Origin of the sequence: Bacillus sp. HMSC036E02 (genome assembly GCF_001836235.1) — a bacterium.
GTDB classification, from domain to species: domain Bacteria; phylum Bacillota; class Bacilli; order Bacillales; family Bacillaceae_G; genus Bacillus_A; species Bacillus_A cereus.
In genome coordinates this window covers 395780-417251 of the sequence record NZ_KV827856.1, presented here as the reverse complement: position 1 = coordinate 417251, position 21472 = coordinate 395780, and the positions used below count along the sequence as shown (strand labels likewise).

The window sequence follows — 21472 nt, the reverse complement described above, 5'->3', positions numbered from 1 at the left end:
GTCACAAAACATTAAAGATTGATTTAATACAGTACTTCCTATAAGAGAAGCCAATACCTTTGAAAATAGATTATTTCTATTTAATAGATGTAAAATTTGTTTTTGGAGGATTTGATTATATTCAATTTAGGGGTGAACAATTAAAGGATAAAGATTTTGTTGTTATTGTTAGTCAGCAAACTTATAAATTGTTCCTACCAATAGTTTCTCATCTTTATTCTACGCGCATTCATAATACACACAATGAAGTAGATTCATACTTTCCTATGTTAGACAGTTCGGAATGGTCAACTAAAATACATTTCTATTATAAAAAAGTGAGGATTACGACCATTCGTTCAGTATATATTTTTTGAAAGGAAGGGTTAGCTATGCTAAAGAATCGTTCATGTTCATGGTGTGATAGCACCGGTATTACGGAGAAAGGATTTTGCTGTATGTGTAAAGGGAAAGGGTATATGGAAGTAATTGATCAAGCAGTGTTTGCTGCAAAACAACAACCTAACTTATCATGTCTTATCCGCGCTATTTCTAAGCATACGACTCCGGAGCAATTTTCAAACATCATGAATGATTGCTAAGTCTTAGCCAATTAGTTCAAGAGCTCCTTGAAAGAGGCTCCCTTTTTTTAGAGTTAATACCCTTAACTAAAGTAAGGAGAAAGGTAAATGTACTAGGGTTAAGATGTTTGTAAGTCACTTGTTTGGTTTATATATGTATACAAGTTTAAATTTACCAGTTAATCATGATTATAAGGAACAAGAAAGGGTCTAACCTGGCCTCCTAAAATTATTAACAACAGCAATATTAAAAACCGCTACATTGAAATCCCTCGATTAATACTCTAAAGAGATGTTTGAAAGAGGGATTTCAAATTAGGGGATGAAGCTGTATCAGAGGATATAGTTCATAAGTTAATAGAAGCTTAAGAGTAATTAAAAATTCCTACTAGCCTTGAGAAAAATAGTGGATTTAAAAATTGTAGAACTTGGATATGTGGTTAAGGTAAATTATGATAATCGTATGCACCAATGAGTGAAACCTAAATAGCAACAATAATAGAACTTGTTTACTCTCCCTTAAGAACATGATTTTGTAAATGTGATTTAAGTTGGGAGAAGAAAAAGTAGGATATGGCTCTAATCTCTGTAATTCGTTATGGTGATTAAGTACCATATCTTCTTTTTTTGGGGTGTTGCATATGTTTAAAGATGTTTTAATGGATAATAAGGGGGCATTAATTCGAATTATTGTCTTTGTACTAGCTTGGTTGAATCAGTATTTGACTTCTAAAGGCTATCAACCTTTACCTGTATTAGGTGAAGCAGAAGTTGCTGCTGTTGTTACATTTATCGCATCGGTGCTGACATTGATAAATGATAACAAGGTAACGTCAAAGACAAAAGAACTTAAGGAATAATGTCATCTTGTAAGACGGGCTTAAATGCTCGTCTTATTTTTTTACCGACTTATTGACGTTTTCAAATTAACTGCTTACGTTTCTATTGAGAGTTGTGAATAGGGGGGATTTGCATTTATGAGTACTTACATTACCAAATGAAAATACAGCATTTAAATTGTAGCCACCAACTATAATAAATGCGAAAGTTAGGCGTTAAATCCATTTGAAGAAGTTGAGAGTTGTGAAGAAAATTTAATAGAAAATCAATTAGATAGAAAATATTTTTGTATAACCGAAAGGGGAAGCTCAAGATGATAATTACAGAACATGCCGTCAGGAGGTATAAGCAACGTGTTGGAAAAAGAACTGCTTCTAAGAAACGTGTTGTAATGCAAATTAATCGAGATCTTGCTCGTGATGTAAAATACCGCAAACCTTCTAAGGTTAAAAATCATTATATATTAGTAACATCTAGATACCAAGCTGTTTGTTACAAATCTAGAGTTGTTACTATCACTGGTCCAAAAGATGATGTTACCAACTACAAGTATACCACTCGTTGTGATCAGGAGTTGGGTCTTGTTGCATAAGTGTAGTAAGAAACAAATGGCGAATATGAGAATGTAGCAATTTGTAATTATGTAAATAGATTCAGCTTTATAAGAATACTAAAGGAAGGGGCTAGAAATTAGAAACCAGAAAGAAAAGCAAACGGCTGGGAATGTCGTGTAGAAAAATAGAGATTTAAAACCCGGGATTACTTAATGGTAAAAGATAAAAAGGCTATAAATACACATTTTAAAAAATAATTATTAATCCTAAGTATTTGTTTTTAAATATACATTTGAAGTGTTTTGAGAAAATTGACCCCACTCCGTTATTTCGTTTTGATGAAAAATATCTACTTTATTTATCTAGTGAGATCATTCAATCAAGAAATAAGAAAATCCAAGAGGAAAATGAAAGGATAAATTAGTGAGAATGTTTAGAAAGATGACAATGATTTCATTGAATGTTTATGTAAAGTTAATTGGTATCTTAAAATGGAGTATGGCAAAATTATTAGAGTGTAATGCATATGTTTTTATATCTTAGGGGTGAAAAATTTGAATTCAGCAAACTTGGGTTGGTTTATTTTATCTCAAACAATTTTGGGAATTGGCAGTTATGCAATTATGTGCGCTATATTCTGTTTAAGGTTCCATCGAAACATTACGATAATTTCTCTACTTTCATTTTTGACTAGTATTATTAATTACTCCATCTACTTTAATAAACAAGAAGGTATTGGTTATTTAGTACCGATTATAGGAATGCTGATAACTTTCCTTTATTTAGCTGCTATAGAGAAGCTTTCTATTATTTGGGCACTTGTAGTGACTGTTGCAGGAGGTGTCATTATACCTCTTATTATTCAAATTATGATCATATTTGCTTCACTTGGATTTTTTAGTCCTTCTGAATTGAAAGAGCATATTTGGAGGAATTATGCAATGGATATTACATCTGGTTTTAGCTATGCTTTATTAGCATTTGTTCTTTATTCTCAAGAGTGGACTTTTAAATTTGATTTCGAAAAAATACGTTTTAAATATGAGAAATATATAGTGATAGGAATTTCTCTTGTTGCGGCAATTGTTCTACCTACTTCAATGTTTATGACACATGTAAAAGGTACTGATTTGAATTTAATATTTTTAACTATTAGCTCAACTTTAGTATTTATTCTACTTTTAATATTTTCCATAAGAAAAGAACGGACAGAAAAACAGTTTGACAAAACAATTAAGGAGGTAAAAACGAATGCTCAAAAAAATGATGTTTAATCTTTCAATGGCTGCAACTAAGATGTCTATTACTAGTAGTATTTCTTGGTGGTGGCAATAAATAATTAATGAAGAGGGCAGGCATCTTTATGATGATGGCTTTCTTTTTATAGATAATAATCAGATTTATTTGTAAATAAATAAAATGTCATAGAATCTTCATTCTAATTTAATTAGTTTTTTTATGTATAATATGGGAAAATTAAGTGGTACCAGTAATTATATCCATGGGATAATTTTACAATAAATGTAAGCGGGAATGTCTATCTAAAAAAGATGTCCATGTGCTTATAATTTTTAGACAAGGTTCAGTTGGAAGAGTAGTAGGTTTTAATAATATTACTGAAAGAAGCCGAATTCACCATACTTATTCATATAACAAGGGAGTAGTAAATAAAATGTCAAACAAAGATAAATCAAATATATTTGAAAAAACATTTGGTGAACTACTAGAAAACAACAAAGAAGAGAATGATGCGGTGATTTATCAATCGAGAGATAAATTACAAGAGGTCTTGTTAAGAGCAGAAGGGAAAAAAATCTTATCGCATGAAGATAGGGAAAAATCAACTGAGGGGTATATTTCTCCTTCCATTAAAGATGAAAAGTTGGAAGAGTTTGTAGGTGAAATGCCATTACCTCCTATTAATAGAGAACAAGAATCAAGGGCTGTATCTATTGGTTTACAAGAAATTCGGGAAATGAAGGAGTATATGCTGTATATTCATCGTTATATGATTAATGAATTTAATCGAATTTATGCTTCATTTCCAATTCTGTTTGCAAAAGACTTTGAAGATAAATTCGGCACTGCTCATAAGGAATTAGCCACAATAATGGAAGATATCGAGCATTTCATTATTGGAGATATTTATAATGTAGAGGCAGTGAAAAATGATTTTAAACTCGTTCAAATCCTCGAAGGAAAGCGGCTTTCAATCCTCTATGATTTTTTAGAATATCAAAATAATAAAAAAATACAATAAAGACTTGTAAAATCAAGTGTAAGTGCTTATATTCTGTTTGGACATTTTATATTATGGTGTAAATGATTTTTAAGGTAAAACAACTGTTACAAATTTTGCATAGGGATGAGGTAGTTTATATGGAGAACAAACAAATCGTATCATATAATGCACAGTCAAGAGGTCATAAGACAAAGGGGAATACATACAAAGAACGTTACGTCGAGAATACATGCCCGGAGTGTCAAAATCCTCGTGCATATAAAGATGAATGGAAAACAAGGATTAAGTATACATGCTTAAAGCGTGCTTGCCGTCATCAGTGGTTCGAAAAGAAAGAGTTTCCTGAAGTTAAAGAATAAAAATAATGTATAAAGAGTCCGTTCTTTTAGGAGGGCTCTTTTTTATTTTACTTCTCTATAAAAACTTCTAACCTTCTCACTACTGTAACAACAGAAATATAATAATGAGAGGACTTGATTCAAAATGAAAACAAAAATCAAAAAGGGAAAAATAATACAGAACTGTTTAAAAGTCACGGCAGCAACCGTAGTGGCTAGCGGTGTAGGATTTCAATTTTATGAGATTCAAGAGTTAAACAAAGAAGTGAAATCCTTAGAGAAAAACCATAAACAAACTGTCCTAGAATTAAAAACCGCGAATGAAAACAACAAAGTATTAGAAGAACAAAAAAAACAAATTGCAGCTAATACAGAACAGCTTTCTATTGAATTAGAAGAAATAAAAAATGAAAACGAAGCTATGAATGAGGGGAAACATCAGTCTCAAGAAGAGAATCAGAAACTTCAAGCAGAGAATGCAGATTTAGCTAAGCAATTGCGCGAAGCGAAGGAATCTGCCAGGCCAGTGATGCCTGAAAAAACATCATCAGACAAATCTGATCCTCCTACTGCTAAAGATACTAGTGTTTCTAAAACGATTATGGGGATTGGTACTGCTTATACATTAAACGAGTCAGGAGTTACAGGTATAACAGCTTCAGGTAAGACAATACAACCAGGTATGATTGCAATGGATCGCTCGGTTCCAATGGGAACAAGAGTAAGAATTACATGTGATTCTTATCCATATATTAACGGAATTTACACTGTCGAAGATCGAGGTGGTGCTATAAAAGGAAACATAGTAGACATTTATATGACAGATGCTGACAGAATGAATGACTTTGGACGAAGAGATATCAAGATAGAATTTCTTAACTAGTTGATGATATGGATATCATTGGGCACGGTTGCTGAGAAAATCAGGAGAACATTAGAAGGAAAAACAATTTTGGTATAACTATTATTTAGGTAAACAAACTGAAAGAAGTACAATGAATAGCGTAATACTTTATATTAAGAAAAATAGAATTAAAAAAGTTTTATAAAAATGGCCCATTCTATTATTTGATGGGCCATTTTTATGCATTCCTCAAAGAACGCGAAGTAAGTAGGAGAAGATGAGTTTGTTTCGGACAAGAGATGACAGGAACCATATTAATTTTTCCACGTACATAAAGTGGTACTATATACCGAATGTACGTTTGGTGTATAATAGACCTATATCGAAATGGAGGTGAAAGAAATGAGGCGCAATAAAGTATCTAAATTTTGTATCTAACCAAATTAAGCACAGGCACTGGTAACTAATAAAATAGTTAGCTATTTACATGTTATAGTCAATCACTTTCTATTCTCTTTGGGATAACGTATACAAAGATACAGGGAAAGGTTTGACATATGGTATATGCTTTCATAAACTTTCTGCCATGAAGAAAGTGTTTATTTTGCAAAAAGAAGTGGATAGTATTGCGATTCAGTCGCCTATTTGCAACATTGCGGATGCAAATACACTTTTTTTCAAAAAATAAACAGTATCCTGGGTTTCAAATCTAATAAGAACGAAGGAATCTTCTCATTAAAATAAACAGCTAGTAAAGGTAGCTAGAATTGATTAATATATGGAAAATTATTTGGACAAAGTCTCAAATTAAAGAATGAAGCGATAAGGTTTCTAACTGCATGGACTGTGAAGATGGTCTAATAAATTAGAATTCCAGAGAAATCTTTATTTAGGAATTTTCTCTTCTAAACGAAGTGAAAGTGTAGGCAGTTGAGTATAGTATGTAATATAAATAGGAAGGAAAACGTTTTTCGACTAAATGAAATAAAAGTCTATACATCAGAAGAATTGAAAGATAAAATGGAACTTGACCTAAACCAACATTTAAAACAGGTAGTTGAAATGCCGAGTATGCTAGGTGTTTAACTAAGAATGGATTATGAAAGTATTGCTTCTATTTCAGATTGGTATGTAAATAAGAAAAAGCTATCGATTATATTGGCAGAAATACTGAATTAATTAGATTTTTTCTATACGATGACGTACTTAAATGTAGGATTAAATTCATTCGTGGCAAATATGTCGTGAAAGATGATTGAAGTGTGTAAACATTTATAAGTATGCTTTCAATCTTGAATAGGTAGGGCAGAATTTTAGGAATACGACAAAAGTGAGAAAATGAAGCACAATGTAGAATTACTCCAAGTTTTAAAAGAGGATTTAAGCAGAAAAGTTAATGTACATGTAGTTATAAAAAGTGTTTCACGTATAAAGGTTAAAAAATAATATGAGGAATTTGGACGATACTTACAAGATTGAACGTTACTCGTAAGTAGTACCTTTTACAGACATTAATTGCATTATGTACAAAAAAATTATGGAAAGATAAACGAATTCACTGCTTAATTTCGCCTTCTAACAGGGGATTTTTTGCGTTGTTTTCAAACATTTCGCACTTAAAAGACCCGTGGGAGGGAGAAAATTGTACAGATTATTATTACTTGAAGATGAAGTTGAAATCGGTAGCACACTTGAAATGATTTTAAGAAGCGAAAATTATCATATTGATTGGTTTACTACTGGTGATGAAGCAGTGAATGCTGCTGTATCTAATGATTATGACTTAATGATATTAGATGTCATGTTAAAGAAAACAGTGGGAGAGTTAAATACTCGTATTTCAAATGGCCTTGAAGTTGCAAGGTTAGTGAATCAAAAAAAGAAAATTCCATATTTACTCCTGACATCAAGAAGCGAACCGCTAGATATTATGCAAGGCTTAGATATGGGAGCAGAAGACTATATAACAAAACCATATGACTTAACGGTGTTGCTTGCGAGAATCCGAACAGTTTTAAGAAGAAGTTGTAGTAACGATATTTCTAACGGAGGAATTACTCGATGCGGTAATATTGAGATTAATTTATTAACGCACAAAGTAATTGTTGAGGGTAAGCATGTTCATTTAACTAAACAACTTTTCGAATTATTACATTACTTCATCATTCATAAGGGACAAATTATTTCTAAAGAAGAATTATATAAAAATATTTGGGGATATGATCCTTCAGAACTTCAAGAAACAAATACTCTGGAAGTAAATATCCGTAGGTTAAGAAATTCACTTGATATTGATATAATCAAAACAGTTCGAGGTAAGGGTTATGTTCTTGAAGTCTCTAGTTGCTAGAAGGATAAAAAATAATAAATTACATATGAAGATAATGGCGGTGGCAGTCATTGCTGTTACCTTAATTACAATACCCATTCAGCTACTATTTTTTATTTCTGTTGTTTTAAAAAATGGGGAAGAAGCGTTTAGTCATATCAAGTACAGAGCGATTCAGATTGAAAATGAAGCTTGGAGAATTGGCGGGGTTGATAAGATACATCAGGAATTTTTTGATGGAATTCTATTAAAAGGTGAAGAAGTAAAAGTTTCATCTGCAGCAAAAAACATTGAATACACTTTCTACATTAAACAAAACGAAGAAGCAATAAGTAGTGTAGATAAATACTTTGCAGCCTTTTTAATAGAAACTTTAGTTAAAAGACATCAAAAAGAAATAAATAAATTAGGTAACATATCAATTCGTAACGATGAAACAAACGGCCTTTATTATATGACTTATAAGCATACTTTTAAACATGGAGATAATAATGAAACAATTATAGTAAAAAGAAACGTAACACCAATTGTTATAAAGCTAATAGAGAAATATCAAAAAGAATTTTTTATTTACTTATTGTATTTCATTATTGCTATAAGCATATTTATCTATTTTGGGCTTGGCCTAGTATTTCGCTTCTTTGGGAAAGCTCTTGATAAATCATTTGTGGAGTTAAAAGAAAAGGATTACAAGGCTAGAATAGACATAAAGGATAGTTATGGAAAAGAAATAAGCAATGTTCAGCATCAAATCAATGATATTCTCGAGCAAATGCAAAATCATATTGAAGTTAATATAGAGTCCATGCAGGATGTTTCACATGAGGTAAACAATAAGTTAACCTCAATTAAACAATCTATTGATGTGCTACGATTTTACGGAACAAATAATAAACTAATTGTAGAACAAAAATTAAAGTCAATAGATGATAATATTGAACAAATTACAAAAGTTATGTCTACATTTCTCGATCTTGCAAAATTAGACCGGGGAATTTATATGGATGCTACAAAATCTCGGGATGTAAAAGAAATGATTGAGAATTACCTACAATATATAAAGAAGGTTTTTCCTGATTTTGATTTTATTGGTAAATATGATGTAAGCTCGCCAATTATTCATTTTAATAAAGAACATTTTGTATTAGCCTTAAATCCTATCATTGAAAATGCAGTTAGGTATTCATTGCATAGTAATGAGATAGTCATTCATATTCGAGAAGGTAAATATTCAAACTATGTATATATTGATATTATTAATTGGGGTATTCAAATTGAAAAAGAGGAAATCCCACAGTTATTTAATAGATATTACAGAGGGAAGAATATTGAAAATTCAATGAAAGGGTTCGGAATGGGTTTAACAATATCCAAAAAAGTGATGCATTTATATAAGGGGAAAATTCATGTAAAGAGTTATGAAGATGGCAAAAACATTTTTACATTAATCATACCCTTGCATCAGGAATCGAGAGGTGATACCTAATGGGAAATAAGATTAGGAAATTTCTCAATAATTTTGTGAAACGTGATAAACTACGTGTGCAAGTAGTTTTATTAACCCTTATACTTGTTCTTGTTTCAGCAATACCAGTCAATTTATTTTCTATTTATAATGAGCTACAACTAACAACTCAAAGAGAATTTGAATCTATGTTTTCCAGGGTAGAGAAAATACAGGACAAAATAGTTTCTTCAGGAATAGGTGCATCACAGGAACTTGATTCTGAGTTCTTTAAGCAGATTAGCTATCCAGGTGAATCAATGAAAATTCGCATGGGTGAACAAGGAGCACAAGATTATCATTATGCAGCTGAGTATGAACAGAATGATAAATTTGGTATGTTTGAAGCTCAAATACTGACCTTATTCGTCCCAACCTTTTTTGATTCTATTAAAGCACATATGAAATCACTAGATGCTACTGCTGATAAAGATAGTTATAGTTTTTATATTGATGAAAAAAATAAAGCATATGGTGAGATTTTACATTCTTTTAAACATAAAGGTCATTATGACACGATAATCATAAAAAAAGATATAACACCTAATTTGAAGATGCAAATGGTTAATAGCATGGAAAACTTCTTATATATGTTCATTTGGTTTTTCTTCTTTTCAGTTGTGTCAGTATTAGTATGTTTAAAATTTATTTTTAAACCATTACAAAGTGCAATCGATTCAAGTTTTGAAAATGTAGTAGATAATAATTATCAAACAAGGATTGAAGATCCTTTGTATGGAGAAGAAATATCAAAAATTGTTCATCGTTTTAATGCAGTGTTAGACAGGATGCATGAGCTTGTACAAAACAATGTTAATTCCATGCAAGATGTATCGCATGAGATAAAGACATATCTTACGGCAATCAAACAATCTGTTGATGTTATTAAAATATATGGAAAAAGTGATGATAAACTAGTTGCTGAAAAACTAAATGCTATTGAAGATAATATAATTAGGGGAACGGCCATTATATCAACTACGCTGGAACTAGCCCGTTTGAAACAAATCCCAAATATTGATAGTGCCAATTACTATGACGTGAAATATTTAGTAAATTTCTTGTTAAGATTTAAGCAAGAAACCTATCCGAGTTTTATTTTTGAGACAGACTATGATTCTGAAGAAGTTGAGATATTTATAGACAGGAACCATTTTTTCTTAATGATGAATCCAATTCTTGATAATGCTGTTAAGTATTCAATGAATTCAAATATAGTTAAAATAGATACCATTTCTAAAAGAACTGATAATATGGTATATATTTCTATCACCAATACGGGGGTTGTTATTGATCAAAAAGAGATTCCTTTTCTCTTCGATCGTTATTATCGTGGGAAAAATTTGGGGAATTCAAAACAAGGATCTGGTTTAGGCTTGACCATAGCTCAAGAAGTAATGAATCTGTATAAAGGTCGAATAACTGTTCATGGCACAGCAGATGGAGTAACATCTTTTATATTAAGTTTTCCAAAGGCCATTAGAAGAGAAGACTCAGGAAATTTATCCTGAGTCTTTTTATTTTGATGGTGAGAAATAATAATTATATAGATACATTAATCTTAGGTGGCAAAGTATTTGTTGGAGTAATTTGAAAAATAATTTTTGGGGATTATAACTAGGGGCTGGACTATTTCTATCCCAATCTACTTCAAACTTGCTGTACATTCAAACAATAGAGATTGAATGTATTCATCTTGTGGAGCTTTAACGCTCGTATTTTTTTAAGTGGGCTAAGATATACTCCATTTTTGCAGTTGAGTCATTTGAATTTTGTTTGCGTTGGTACTCTGCAATTTCTTGGAATAGGCTTTCTTCAAGAGCTTGAATGTCATCTCTATTATAGTTCATTATTTCATCCATCTCCAATGTATATATGAGGTTGAGCAAGTCATCAATTTTCTCTTCATCTACTATAAGTCCGGAGAATTCTTCAAGAGATAAATCTACCCCTATATTACCACGGTAAATCTTCAAGCAACCACACCTCCCTTATGTAAGTCTACAAATATCTAACATAGACAGCACCTCTGAAATCATTGTATCTCTTAATTTATAGATGAAAATGATTTTATAGGAAGTGTCTTATTTCTTTACTTTACCGGTACTATAAAAGATTTTACGCTAACTAATCGTGTAGATAGGTTCTATCTCAGTCCTATATTTTTTTATATTCTCCAAAAGAGTATCAATTCACTCAATTCTTCTGTATTTTCTTTTTAGAGAGTTTTTAAGAAGAGAATTTTTAAATCTTAATTCAAAACGGTTATATCGTCGTTATCTGTCATTTCTATAACTTTTCACCTCAAACGTTAATAAATTTAAGCACAATAATTCCTTCCTGGACTAACTTATTTTAAGAATTTGAACCATTAGAAATGAGGGTGTAAAGTATTATCTCAAATATTTAAAGGTGAGTTAGCTCAATTTAGCATTTATAAGAAAAGGTACCTTTTAGCTTTTTAGCAAATGTGGTATAAAGGAAGATGGAGTGCTTGAGGGAGGAATTAGTCATGAATAAGCAAGAAGCGATAGAGATCATTAAGAATTCTTTTTATCATTTAATGTTCGAAGAAAATGTTAAAGTGGGTTCAATTAATGTTCTTTTGTATTTTCCATCTATAGGCATAGCAGTGTTAGAACCTAATAAAGATCGAAGACACTTACTTACAGAGGATAATATTGAAGATATGGATGAACTCTATATTAAAAAAGAATTAAAAGCTAAACCCATTTATTTAGATTTTGAAAACGATGAATTCAATATTGGATTTGTTATCAATGACATACTGTTGGAGGCAAGATTTGCACCAGCAGAGAATTTTTTGGAGAGTAGAGGTACCTAAGAGAAGGGGGTTAATTATTACATAACTCTTTTTGAAAGTCTCAAAATTTAATTATTGAGTCCTATTATAGGAGTATAAGACTTATCTTTCTTGATATGTACCTCACTATAAATGAACTATACTTGAAAGAAAGAGACGTATTTACGTCTCTCTTTTATTTTGAGGAAAATATAAGGTTTGTGAATTTCTGATATAACTCTAAGTTAGAATGTAACGTTTTAAAATCAAAAAGAGCTTGTTCCTCTTAATTATTAAATTGAAAAGTTAGGCGAACAAGTTAATTTACTAGAAGAAAGCACAGTGTTTTATAATCAAGTCCAACAGAGTGTGTTGTAATAAAATGTTTAGGTAATAGGTTTAAATATTTTATTCATTGTGAAATTAAAATAGTGGACACAGTAAAGAAGACTATGCTTCAAAAGGATTAAGAAAATTTGTATTCATAGAGTTTTTCCCTTCTTTAGAACATCTTAAAATTAAAGAGAGAAAAGAAATTTAAATTTTTATTTATTTGGTAAAAAATATCAAAATTTTGTTTTAATTTCTTATTATTTTTTATATAATAAGAACATCAGTTCGTAAAAGGTAGAAAAATCATAAACTAACAGAACAAGAGGGAATAGGAAAATGAGAGAAATGAGATATGGGTTATCGGGATATTTAGCACCGGATGGTATTTTCTATGAATGTGACTACGGTAAGCATAGCGAACTTGCCAATGAGCTTATTGAAAAATATAAAATAAAAAATAAAACGAACTATAACGAAATTGCAACTAGAGGAGAATTTTTAAAATTTGGCACATATCCTTGGTCAAGTAAAGAGGGGTGTAGTGGTTGCCACGTTTTTAAAAGTCTATTCCACCCATTATCTAATAAGCAATCTATATGGATAAATGAGAATTTGGATAAACTTACTGACAAGCAACGTTCTGAATTGAATAGATTACTTGATCAAGAAGAGCTCATAAGAAATAAATTAGCTATGGAGAGTAAGAAAGATGTGGAAAAAATACAGATTTCATATAGAGTTGGTACAAGATTATCAGCTGTTGGTGTTTAACGCTAACATTTTTATTAATTTTACTTAAATAGATAAAAAGTATTAATTAAACAGTTATTGATGCGGTCTTCGGAGTTAATAAATTTAGGGAAATGACAGCCTAGAAATACTAGGTTTAATCAAAAGGAAATTAAATTGTGGGGATAAGAACAATTAGAAAAGGAATTTGACTTATACTTTTCAGTTGATAACACTTGCTTGTTTAAAGCACATTAACTTTGTGTATTGAAGTGACTTTGAGGTTTCGAAATAAAATGTAACCGTAATGGATAACAAACTCATTTTGGTGCATTTACTAAAATTTTTGAATTCGATGAAGAAGTTTATGTTCCAACATAGCATAAATAACATATAGACGTGTATTTGACGTGGTACTATATGAGCATCATATAAAAAGAAAACACGTCAATTAAAAACATATTATGGTTAATCTAATGATATTAATTATTTCAGGTGTATACAGTAGATGCCAGATGATATCTTCTCAAGATACGAGGTATTTGGGGATTTTTTAAGAACCTATTAAATGATTCCAATCTACATATCGATTAATTATGCTGGTGATGATGTATTTCTTTCGTATCTTACAATAGTGTATAACCTGTTTATAGGATTTGAGCTAAATCCTTAATATAGTATTACAATTCTTTGTATAAATGCAGGCCGTTGAGTTTGCGGACACGATCATATTCAAGGTAATTTTGGAAAAGAAGATATTTAATTTCATATGAATATAATTGGTTGCCCGAATTATTATTCTAATTACCTTGAAAAAATGTAATACCAGAAGGGGTGAAAAATGAACACAAACCATTTGGTATTAAAGCATTTTATAATTTAGGCATAATAAAAAACCACGATTACTCGTAGTTTTCTTTTTTACTAACTTTAATCTTAACACTTTCAATTTCTTTCTCTAGATAATCAAAGTTTTGAGTGACTTTGTTTTCTAAGCTAGTGAAATTGAATTGTACCTCTTTTAATGTTGTAGCAATACCTTCAAGCTGTTGGGTGTTCTTCTCTAAGTTTACGAATAATTCTCTTTCACGATTGTCAGAGCGAAGCCGATCTTCCGCTATCATTTTATAATGGTCTTCACGCTGTTCTTTCATGTTTTCATTCATAGAGGTGATTTGTTCCTTGTGACTATCACTAACACTACGAACATATCCCATAACCTTTATGGACATAAAGATAACAAATAGCATGATAATCGCAAAGAGAACCATAAAAGGTTTATCACCCTCAGTAATGCTAACAAAAATCTTTTCGATAATGCCAATTTCATCCGGAGTCATGCAGCGACTACCTCCTTATCTGGAGCTAAATTTGTAATCCGTCGCAGTAGTTCATCATGGGGCAAGGTTTGCACATGAAACTTCACCTGCTTTTTTCGGTACGAACTCCTTTTAGTACGCCCTTAAGGCGTTTTGCTTTATTCTCGTCTCTATATAAAGACAAATGTTTATCTGTGCAATGTAAAAATAAAAAAATTAATCAAGCTTAGATTAGAATAGTTCATAAAAAGGATAATAGTAGTTACTCGTAGACTATGTTTGAGGGGAAATTTAGAGGAAGTATCTGTTTTGTTATTGTTGATTTTAAAATTAATAATTTGAATCAAGCAATAATTGTGTGATTCAATTGATGAACTTTCCAATCAGTTTAAATTCGTCTGTTAGGAATAGGTTGTCTTAAATGGGAATAGTTATTTCGGGATATCTATGTTTTCTTTGTAGAAAACATAGATAATTTCTATACCCGGATTTAAAATCTGTGATGTTTGTTGTTGGTTTATTCATATACGTGAAGGGAAGAAGTGTCTAATTGCTTCAAAAATCAAGTAATATTGGTACGTATTTTTTTTCAAACTATTCAATCGTATCTTCACATTGTTTTACTGTTGCTTCGTAATCAATCTCGCTCATCTTTTGTTCTTTTTCTATTAATGAAGAAATAGATTTTACCAATTTTTTAGCTAGTAAATTGTCGGAGTTTTTGAGTCGATACAATAATCGAACCTTGTTTTGAAAAGAATAGTTCGCCCATTCGTCTTCTCCAATATATATATTAACTTGTGGTTTATCTGAATTATTGTTTTCAATGTATTCGATCATTTTTTAAGCGCTCCAATTGCTATATTCACTTGCGGGATCTTCATGAGCATAAGAACCACAAACGGGACAACCTTTTGTATCTCGCTCATCAATTACATACTCAATTACGTACTCTTGGGAACAGTTTAAGCATTCTACCCATTTTTCTGAAAATTCATATTCTTTTCTTTGACTTTTCAATTTTTATCACCTCTCTTACACGTATACAACAACCTTTAGTAATGTATATTGTCAATTTCTTGTTTGGACAATTCCTAACTGTAGTTCATGTTTAGTATTGATTTTTTAATAAAGGAAAGGTTGTAATAAGTTATTGTAGAGAGGTGGTGTTGAAAATGAATTATATGAAGAAGCTTGATGAAGCGATTGAGTTATTCAAAAATTTAATTAGTGCAACTACAAATGAAGCAAAGTCGGCTGTTCTTGCAACTAACCAGGACAACGAGATTGCTGATAAACTTTTAGTTCTTTTAAAGAATAAAACGTTATATCTTCCAGCTCTGACTTTGTTGCCGTCCATTACTAAGAATGACAGCAATAAACGTTTAAGGAATTATGTTAGCTTTGTTAATGCTATTGATAAGTTAGAAGGCAAAAAGCTAAATGCATATGTCTTTGATTACGTACTTCGTCATATTGATGAGGAAGAATTGAAAATGTACAAAGCTATTTTAACGAATGCTGACTTAGTACCAGTTGTTAAAGAACCAGTTGATGAGACTGTGTTAGAAGAAAAAATTCAAGAAGAAGTGGCTCAAGGAGAAAAGGTTCAAGAAGACGTTGAGTCAGCATAATTCTATATTTATGAGAAAACAAGCGGATAAGAGTTTCGGCTTGTTTTTTTTCTTGACTTTCTTCTAAAAAAGGTTATGTTACAAACGCTCCTGTGAGAGAAGCAAGACGTGAGACCAAAATGAATAATCAAATGCTTGTCCTTGCTCTAATGGTTATGGATGAAATTGTAAATTTAAAAAATCCTCACAGAAAAAACAACTATGACTCTAATCATGAATAATAAGTTATTAATGATATTGGAATTCGGCAAAATGAGTAGGGTTCAAGTGAGCAGGTGAGCGTTTCTTAAATCTGAATAGGAGGCATTTTTCTCTTTAAAAGCGTGATATAGTCTCAATTTGTGTAGTGAAATGTGGCTACACGTAATGGTGCGGGTTAGATGTAGTGAATCTACCTCAAGATAGTGGAATCCGTAAAGATTCTATATGAAGTAAAATTTGTAATGTTTTGCTACAAAGAAGTGTCTTGCTACGTGGTCAACAATCAATAGGTTATTAGCTGCGACCTGACATCAAAATAAACAATCAGTTTATGAGGTTCATATTATTAAAAATAATTTAAGTAGTTTTGGAGAGAGACTTTTCTTCGAATTCATACCTAAAATGGCATATTTAAGGGAAGTTTCTGGAGCAGGAGATAAGCAACTACGCTTAAATGGTAAATAGAGAGAGAGGAAGAAATGAAATATGAAGAAATTTATTGAGTCATTAAAAAAAGAAATAAAAGAGATTCTTGACTGCTGCAAGCAACCTTTATGGAAATTAAGATATTTCTTTTATGGATGGGCATTGGGGGGAGTTATAGGTACGGCTTATTTTTACAAAATTGGTGAGCTAGATGAATATGGAGTGCTTCTTCGTATAACCGCAGCCATAATTTTGTTTATTTTCCCATTGGCTTATGGAGAGAAAAATGAGGTAGGGCCTGGTTGAATCTATTGTTTAATGTTAATTCTGATATCAAGACAATGGAATCATTTATGTAACAAAAGATGATTTGTGAGGCAGGCAAAGAAGTACTGTAGAGGAACTATAACAAGATAAAAGAATTTCCAGGCCATCTTTATATACATGCATTGGGATTGACAAGATTCCAAGAAAGAAAAATGGCATCTTTGTTAAGAAACAAAGAGTAATTCTATACCGCAGTGGTGCATAAGCACATTACTTGAAAGGTTTTTGAATTTTTAAATGGGTGACCTAAAAAGGAAATAAAAAGAATATATGATGAAGAAAAATATCATCACTTTAATTTGCATAGGTTTAGTTGCTGATGGAAAAGGGAAGAGAACCCTTCTTACTGGGATAATATTGTCGACGTTATCCAGTCGAGAGCTCGTGGTTTAGAAGATTGAGTGTTATATAGCAATAGCTTATATATAATGTAGCGTTCATCATATGATTTTAATGCTCATATGTGCTTGTTATGTTATTTACTCCTTTTTACTTCTCTCTTTTCTTGGGGGCCTCTAATTAGAGGTCCCTATTTTTTTGCTAAAATTGGAAAGGTGGTTTGCAATATGATAGTAGGCGATATTATTGTCGTAAGTGGAAAGTCTCTTATCTCAAAGATGATTCAAAAGGTGGCAGGTTCTAAGTGGACACATGTAGCTTTGTATATTGGTGGAGGATATATCATAGAGATAGATTGGAATACTAAATCCTCTATAGTAAGGGAGACATATTCTATTAGTAATTTAGAATACATGGTGTTAAGAAATAAAAATGCGTTAACGAAAGAACAACAAGAAATTATTATCTCTACAGCGGTTTCATATCAGAGAAAAGGTTTTCAATATGATTGGCTCCGATTAATTTCTCTATATTTAAAGTCGAAATTTCCAAGTAGCAAACTAATAGATAAACTAGATAGAAGGAATAAATTTATTTGTACAGAACTGGTGGATGAGATTTTAAAAGAAGCAGGTATTGATCTTTTTCCAAACCAAGGTGGGGATATTTTCCCTCATGACTACCTCACTTGTGAACAATTAATAGCGTTGAACAAAGTTAAATGGTCGAGTTATAAAAAGGCTAACTGAATCTTTTTACCCAAGTAGTTGACTTGTAAGTTGCTAACTATTTATGTTTTATTTTTACTTTTGATGTTACTTTCTTAATGTTAATGACAAGAAGACCATCAATTTCAAGGTGCTCCTATTTATACTTTTATCTTGTAATGAAGTAGTTAGGAGATAAAATACTTTCCTATTGAACCTTCTAAAAAAAATGGTTATCTTTAGTAACTATTATAATTATAGGGGGATTTCAATGAAGTTTAAAATCCAATCAGATGTAATTGATATTCAATCAGTGGCACCTATACAAGTAATTGATTGGGGTGTTAATTTGATTCAAGCTCCTCAAATGTGGTCAATTACAAAAGGTGAGGGGATTAGGGTTGCTATACTAGATACGGGTATCGATGCTACCCATCCGGATCTTGCTGCCAATTACAAAAAAGGAATGAATTTTACTACAAATAATTTTACTGACATAATGGATAGGAAGGGGCACGGCACGCACTGTGCAGGTATAATTGCTGGGTGTGACAACTCAATTGGTATCGTTGGGGTTGCTCCTAAAGCTGAGCTTTACATTGCTAAGGTATTAGCAGACGATGGTTCTGGTTTAGTTGAGGCAATTGTAAAGGGAATTGATTGGGCTATTTCTGAACAAGTAGATATCATTTCTATGAGTCTAGGTTCTTCGAATGATCCTGGTCCTGTCCTACATGATGCAATTAAACGTGCCCATGAGGCAGGTATTATTATTGTTGCTGCTACTGGTAATGAAAATACTCATGTTGGGTGGCCAGCATCATATGATGAGGTAATTGCAGTGGGAGCGATTAATAGAAATCTTGATAGAGCCACCTTCTCTAACTTCGGCAGTGAAACAGATGTAGCTGCTCCAGGTGTAGATATTTATAGTACATATCCTGTCAATCGCTATGCAAAACTATCTGGTACGTCTATGGCTACACCAATGGTAGCGGGGGTAATCGCCCTTATTCTAGCTTACTATCGTGATATTGGCAAAAAGTTAACTCCTGATCAAATCATGCAACTAATTCGTGAGCATTCGGTTGACCTTGGAGAAAAAGGTGTCGATGATATGTTTGGTAATGGACTAGTAAATGTTTGTGAATTAATGAAAATTAGTTGAAAAGAGGGGGCTTCGGCTCTTTTTTTTGTTTTTAAAATTTATTTCTAGATTTTTTAAGAACCGTTTTATGTTATCTCAAAATTATCATATATCATAAGAGATGTAGTTTTAGTGTAAAAATATTTGAACCCTAACATAGACGGAATTACTTCTTTATAAAGGGATTATCGTGTTCTACGATGTGTTATGGATTTGAAATATGAAAAGGCTGCAAAGCTTTCCTGAAAAATCGCTTTGCAGCCTTTTAATTCGTTGTGTTGTTTAGGGAAAAATTATTTGTATTTTCTTTTGAATTAAAAATATCAAACAAATATATCTATTAAACTTTCACTTTGATATATGTTTCTTTCATTCTCCAAGAGTCATTTGCTTAAAGTGACGACGGATACGTTTATCCAATTCAGGTTCATGCTCACAATCTTAATATTACCTATATAATTCATATTTATATAGGACCGGATTCATGTAACCAAGTCGTTCAAGTTTTCTATAAGATGCTGCAGCCTTTTCATAGGAGGAGTAGCGATGAGATATATATTTTAATGTCATCCATGTATCAGAGTGATAGAATTGCAGTCCTATATAATAGGAACTATCATCCACTTTGATAACGGATACTCTCGTTGGATAGTTTTTCATGTAATCATCTTTCTATGTGTTTGTATGACAATTTGTTATTTTTCATAGTGACAGTAATGAATTCGTTCATGATAATCTCCTTCTATTTAATAGACGACTTAACCTAACCCTCTGACTGGAAAATTTATAGACTTGTAATATGGTTGAGAATGTGATATTGACATGGGAATTGGTAGTTATGTATTAAAAAAAGAGAGTAGTTATTCTTTAAATCTTAATTTTGTTTCACATCAGACATTAGCTTAGTCAACATCTGTTTAATTGTTTCAATATCTTCCTTAAAAGTTCTACCCGAGAGTTATCCTCTAATGGGATTTCTGCTTTATATAATTAAGGTGAAAATAAAAAGAACGCAATCTGTTGAGGATGCATTCTTTGTTGTGGATTCATAGTCGTGAACTTGTTCAGTGCAAATTCCGTATACCATTTTGTAATTCAAAAAGTACAAAAGATTCGCCTGTGTACCAAGTTAGATATAGGAGATTTGTTGATGAAGCTAACAGTATTTGATTGAGAAAATATGACAAATTGGTTAGGTTATGCCTGAAGTCATGAAAGGAGGGCGAGGACATGGAAGGACTTAGGTATGAACGATTTGAACAAAACTTACTTGATCATTGGGTGAAACGTAAGGAGTCAGCAAAGGTGGGACTAAAGACTACTGTTGTTTGTCTTCAAATGAACAATGGATTTGAAGTAGTTGGACAATCAGCTTGTATGAATCCAGATGAGTACGACTATGAACTAGGTGTCTATTACGCTACAAAAGACGCGCTTAAAAGAATCGCTGATATTGTAGCTTACATTGAACATGAAGGTACCTTTTAGGTGTTAAGTCAAACGAGAAGCGCGTGATGGATAATCTATGCTCTTAAGTGTTTTAACTTTTTCAAAATGAACCATACTTAAAAACCTTGAAATAACATTTATTTAAGTAACTCATCTACATGAGGAATTAAAATGAATTTCGGAAAGTATTAATTTTAGCTTTGGCAAAAAAACTTTAAGAATAGTGTTAATTGTGTCATAGGCAAATTTCCTTGATGAGGAGAATCCATTATTGCAGACGTTAGATCATTTGCTGGTTAGTAATGCTTAGTTGAATCATTTTTATCATACACAGAAAGTAGGTGCTATCTATGGCTACTAAAGAGCGTGAAATTGAAACTTACGATACATCTAGTTTTCTACAAAAGAACAAGTCAAAGGTTGCAATGGGTGCAGTTGGTAGTTTTGCTTATGGAGCGAAACACTTAATACAAACTCAACCTGTGCAAGGTTTAGTAAAAAGTGAAATTTTTGATGAAGAAAAAGGAATTTCCAAGAAAGCTAACAAGGAAAGTAGAATGCAATTTTCGAGAAAGAAGCTTGGAACTGCTATGGGCAAGGGACATTATGCTGCTACTGTTTTAGATGTAGGACGCCGAATTGGAGGATATCATGATACAGAAGAGATTAAAGGAGAACAAGAATTTCAACTTAGGAAAAAAATGAAGAAGCAAAGAGAGAAGAATAGAAATTTATATGGCAACATAAATCAAGGAGAAGTCGTATTTAATCTTTTCGAATCCAGAACAGGTCATCATAAGATGGGGAATGCTAAATTTAATTAGGGTGGAGCAGTATATGGTTTCAA

The 21472-nt window shown here is 31.7% G+C and carries 24 protein-coding genes and 2 pseudogenes; 21 read left to right on the top strand and 5 right to left on the bottom strand.

Going from position 1 to position 21472, the window contains the following annotated elements; all coding sequences use genetic code 11:
- Positions 1 to 59 precede the first annotated feature (59 nt).
- The 12 genes and pseudogenes from HMPREF2590_RS31155 (at position 60) to HMPREF2590_RS20075 (ending at position 10722) form a co-directional block, all read left to right on the top strand.
- Positions 60 to 356: a dihydrofolate reductase gene (locus HMPREF2590_RS31155; protein ID WP_002098167.1), complete on the top strand. Its 297-nt coding sequence runs from the start codon at positions 60 to 62 to the stop codon at positions 354 to 356.
- A gap of 15 nt (positions 357 to 371) precedes the next feature.
- Entirely contained in the window at positions 372 to 581 is a 210-nt protein-coding gene (locus HMPREF2590_RS20120; RefSeq protein ID WP_000916955.1) for a hypothetical protein, read from the top strand.
- Positions 582 to 1219: 638 nt separating this feature from the next.
- On the top strand, positions 1220 to 1420 hold the full coding sequence (locus HMPREF2590_RS20115) for a phage holin (protein WP_227069120.1): 201 nt from the start codon (positions 1220 to 1222) through the stop codon (positions 1418 to 1420).
- 293 nt (positions 1421 to 1713) lie between these two features.
- Positions 1714 to 1992, top strand: a complete 279-nt coding sequence (locus HMPREF2590_RS20110; protein WP_000587333.1) for a hypothetical protein — start codon at positions 1714 to 1716, stop codon at positions 1990 to 1992.
- Positions 1993 to 2499: 507 nt separating this feature from the next.
- Positions 2500 to 3228, top strand: coding sequence for a hypothetical protein (locus HMPREF2590_RS20105; protein WP_227595564.1), 729 nt, complete (start codon positions 2500 to 2502; stop codon positions 3226 to 3228).
- Positions 3229 to 3512: 284 nt separating this feature from the next.
- The gene (locus HMPREF2590_RS20100; RefSeq protein ID WP_225989754.1) at positions 3513 to 4214 is read left to right on the top strand and encodes a hypothetical protein; all 702 of its coding nucleotides are present in this window, start codon (positions 3513 to 3515) and stop codon (positions 4212 to 4214) included.
- Between the two features lie 119 nt (positions 4215 to 4333).
- Positions 4334 to 4555 (top strand): zinc ribbon domain-containing protein, encoded by a 222-nt coding sequence (locus tag HMPREF2590_RS20095; RefSeq protein ID WP_000428645.1) that lies wholly within the window; start codon positions 4334 to 4336, stop codon positions 4553 to 4555.
- Between the two features lie 124 nt (positions 4556 to 4679).
- Positions 4680 to 5417, top strand: coding sequence for a 3D domain-containing protein (locus HMPREF2590_RS20090; RefSeq protein ID WP_000850215.1), 738 nt, complete (start codon positions 4680 to 4682; stop codon positions 5415 to 5417).
- A 417-nt stretch (positions 5418 to 5834) separates the two neighbouring features.
- Positions 5835 to 6098: pseudogene (locus tag HMPREF2590_RS30885) on the top strand (hypothetical protein); the annotation flags it as partial.
- Between the two features lie 922 nt (positions 6099 to 7020).
- Positions 7021 to 7728: a response regulator transcription factor gene (locus tag HMPREF2590_RS20085; protein ID WP_000286076.1), complete on the top strand. Its 708-nt coding sequence runs from the start codon at positions 7021 to 7023 to the stop codon at positions 7726 to 7728.
- On the top strand, positions 7703 to 9193 hold the full coding sequence (locus tag HMPREF2590_RS20080) for a sensor histidine kinase (protein WP_000479027.1): 1491 nt from the start codon (positions 7703 to 7705) through the stop codon (positions 9191 to 9193). Before HMPREF2590_RS20085 ends, HMPREF2590_RS20080 begins: the two co-directional genes overlap by 26 nt.
- Complete coding sequence (locus HMPREF2590_RS20075; protein WP_000527039.1) at positions 9193 to 10722, top strand: sensor histidine kinase; 1530 nt, start codon at positions 9193 to 9195, stop codon at positions 10720 to 10722. Before HMPREF2590_RS20080 ends, HMPREF2590_RS20075 begins: the two co-directional genes overlap by 1 nt.
- A 195-nt stretch (positions 10723 to 10917) precedes the next feature.
- Here HMPREF2590_RS20075 and HMPREF2590_RS20070 read toward each other — a convergent pair whose 3' ends face one another.
- On the bottom strand, positions 10918 to 11187 hold the full coding sequence (locus HMPREF2590_RS20070; protein ID WP_000708630.1) for a hypothetical protein: 270 nt from the start codon (positions 11185 to 11187) through the stop codon (positions 10918 to 10920).
- A gap of 536 nt (positions 11188 to 11723) precedes the next feature.
- Between HMPREF2590_RS20070 and HMPREF2590_RS20065 the strand changes: the two genes are divergently transcribed.
- A complete protein-coding gene (locus HMPREF2590_RS20065) occupies positions 11724 to 12056 on the top strand; it encodes a hypothetical protein (RefSeq protein WP_001041141.1) in 333 nt (110 codons plus the stop codon).
- A gap of 636 nt (positions 12057 to 12692) precedes the next feature.
- Positions 12693 to 13118: a hypothetical protein gene (locus HMPREF2590_RS20060; protein WP_232291853.1), complete on the top strand. Its 426-nt coding sequence runs from the start codon at positions 12693 to 12695 to the stop codon at positions 13116 to 13118.
- Between the two features lie 860 nt (positions 13119 to 13978).
- Here the strand turns inward: HMPREF2590_RS20060 and HMPREF2590_RS20055 are convergent.
- From HMPREF2590_RS20055 to HMPREF2590_RS30045, 3 genes are all read right to left on the bottom strand, one after another.
- A complete protein-coding gene (locus HMPREF2590_RS20055; protein ID WP_000186692.1) occupies positions 13979 to 14416 on the bottom strand; it encodes a hypothetical protein in 438 nt (145 codons plus the stop codon).
- A gap of 573 nt (positions 14417 to 14989) precedes the next feature.
- Entirely contained in the window at positions 14990 to 15235 is a 246-nt protein-coding gene (locus tag HMPREF2590_RS20050) for a hypothetical protein (RefSeq protein WP_000575195.1), read from the bottom strand.
- A gap of 3 nt (positions 15236 to 15238) precedes the next feature.
- A complete protein-coding gene (locus tag HMPREF2590_RS30045) occupies positions 15239 to 15415 on the bottom strand; it encodes a hypothetical protein (protein ID WP_000842045.1) in 177 nt (58 codons plus the stop codon).
- A 155-nt stretch (positions 15416 to 15570) separates the two neighbouring features.
- Between HMPREF2590_RS30045 and HMPREF2590_RS20045 the strand changes: the two genes are divergently transcribed.
- The 5 genes from HMPREF2590_RS20045 (at position 15571) to HMPREF2590_RS20030 (ending at position 19197) form a co-directional block, all read left to right on the top strand.
- A complete protein-coding gene (locus HMPREF2590_RS20045) occupies positions 15571 to 16029 on the top strand; it encodes a hypothetical protein (RefSeq protein WP_001108693.1) in 459 nt (152 codons plus the stop codon).
- Between the two features lie 92 nt (positions 16030 to 16121).
- Entirely contained in the window at positions 16122 to 16250 is a 129-nt protein-coding gene (locus HMPREF2590_RS30880) for a hypothetical protein (RefSeq protein WP_012593305.1), read from the top strand.
- A 466-nt stretch (positions 16251 to 16716) separates the two neighbouring features.
- Entirely contained in the window at positions 16717 to 16962 is a 246-nt protein-coding gene (locus HMPREF2590_RS20040; RefSeq protein WP_000713421.1) for a hypothetical protein, read from the top strand.
- 587 nt (positions 16963 to 17549) lie between these two features.
- Positions 17550 to 18071 (top strand): C40 family peptidase, encoded by a 522-nt coding sequence (locus HMPREF2590_RS20035; protein ID WP_000634974.1) that lies wholly within the window; start codon positions 17550 to 17552, stop codon positions 18069 to 18071.
- Positions 18072 to 18300: 229 nt separating this feature from the next.
- Positions 18301 to 19197, top strand: a complete 897-nt coding sequence (locus tag HMPREF2590_RS20030) for a S8 family peptidase (protein WP_000669390.1) — start codon at positions 18301 to 18303, stop codon at positions 19195 to 19197.
- A gap of 322 nt (positions 19198 to 19519) precedes the next feature.
- Here HMPREF2590_RS20030 and HMPREF2590_RS31250 read toward each other — a convergent pair.
- A pseudogene (locus HMPREF2590_RS31250) lies at positions 19520 to 19611 on the bottom strand (IS6 family transposase); the annotation flags it as partial.
- A 795-nt stretch (positions 19612 to 20406) separates the two neighbouring features.
- On the opposite strand from HMPREF2590_RS31250, the gene HMPREF2590_RS20025 reads away from it, so the two are divergent.
- Complete coding sequence (locus HMPREF2590_RS20025) at positions 20407 to 20664, top strand: Gp49 family protein (protein WP_000398755.1); 258 nt, start codon at positions 20407 to 20409, stop codon at positions 20662 to 20664.
- A 311-nt stretch (positions 20665 to 20975) separates the two neighbouring features.
- Positions 20976 to 21449 carry a hypothetical protein gene (locus HMPREF2590_RS20020; RefSeq protein ID WP_000201534.1) on the top strand — a complete coding sequence of 158 codons (474 nt, stop codon included), beginning with the start codon at positions 20976 to 20978 and terminating at the stop codon, positions 21447 to 21449.
- Positions 21450 to 21472 lie beyond the last annotated feature (23 nt).

What these genes read in the sequence shown, in the direction of transcription:
- HMPREF2590_RS20030 (WP_000669390.1), top strand. Translation starts at nt 18,301, where the DNA reads ATGAAGTTTAAAATCCAATCAGATGTAATTGATATTCAATCAGTGGCA.
- HMPREF2590_RS20020 (WP_000201534.1), top strand. Translation starts at nt 20,976, where the DNA reads ATGGCTACTAAAGAGCGTGAAATTGAAACTTACGATACATCTAGTTTT.
- HMPREF2590_RS20035 (WP_000634974.1), top strand. Translation starts at nt 17,550, where the DNA reads ATGATAGTAGGCGATATTATTGTCGTAAGTGGAAAGTCTCTTATCTCA.
- HMPREF2590_RS20095 (WP_000428645.1), top strand. Translation starts at nt 4,334, where the DNA reads ATGGAGAACAAACAAATCGTATCATATAATGCACAGTCAAGAGGTCAT.
- HMPREF2590_RS20090 (WP_000850215.1), top strand. Translation starts at nt 4,680, where the DNA reads ATGAAAACAAAAATCAAAAAGGGAAAAATAATACAGAACTGTTTAAAA.
- HMPREF2590_RS20120 (WP_000916955.1), top strand. Translation starts at nt 372, where the DNA reads ATGCTAAAGAATCGTTCATGTTCATGGTGTGATAGCACCGGTATTACG.
- HMPREF2590_RS20080 (WP_000479027.1), top strand. Translation starts at nt 7,703, where the DNA reads ATGTTCTTGAAGTCTCTAGTTGCTAGAAGGATAAAAAATAATAAATTA.
- HMPREF2590_RS20025 (WP_000398755.1), top strand. Translation starts at nt 20,407, where the DNA reads ATGGAAGGACTTAGGTATGAACGATTTGAACAAAACTTACTTGATCAT.
- HMPREF2590_RS20065 (WP_001041141.1), top strand. Translation starts at nt 11,724, where the DNA reads ATGAATAAGCAAGAAGCGATAGAGATCATTAAGAATTCTTTTTATCAT.
- HMPREF2590_RS20040 (WP_000713421.1), top strand. Translation starts at nt 16,717, where the DNA reads ATGAAGAAATTTATTGAGTCATTAAAAAAAGAAATAAAAGAGATTCTT.
- HMPREF2590_RS20050 (WP_000575195.1), bottom strand. Translation starts at nt 15,235, where the DNA reads ATGATCGAATACATTGAAAACAATAATTCAGATAAACCACAAGTTAAT.
- HMPREF2590_RS20075 (WP_000527039.1), top strand. Translation starts at nt 9,193, where the DNA reads ATGGGAAATAAGATTAGGAAATTTCTCAATAATTTTGTGAAACGTGAT.
- HMPREF2590_RS20060 (WP_232291853.1), top strand. Translation starts at nt 12,693, where the DNA reads ATGAGATATGGGTTATCGGGATATTTAGCACCGGATGGTATTTTCTAT.
- HMPREF2590_RS20110 (WP_000587333.1), top strand. Translation starts at nt 1,714, where the DNA reads ATGATAATTACAGAACATGCCGTCAGGAGGTATAAGCAACGTGTTGGA.
- HMPREF2590_RS20045 (WP_001108693.1), top strand. Translation starts at nt 15,571, where the DNA reads ATGAATTATATGAAGAAGCTTGATGAAGCGATTGAGTTATTCAAAAAT.
- HMPREF2590_RS20115 (WP_227069120.1), top strand. Translation starts at nt 1,220, where the DNA reads ATGGATAATAAGGGGGCATTAATTCGAATTATTGTCTTTGTACTAGCT.
- HMPREF2590_RS20055 (WP_000186692.1), bottom strand. Translation starts at nt 14,416, where the DNA reads ATGACTCCGGATGAAATTGGCATTATCGAAAAGATTTTTGTTAGCATT.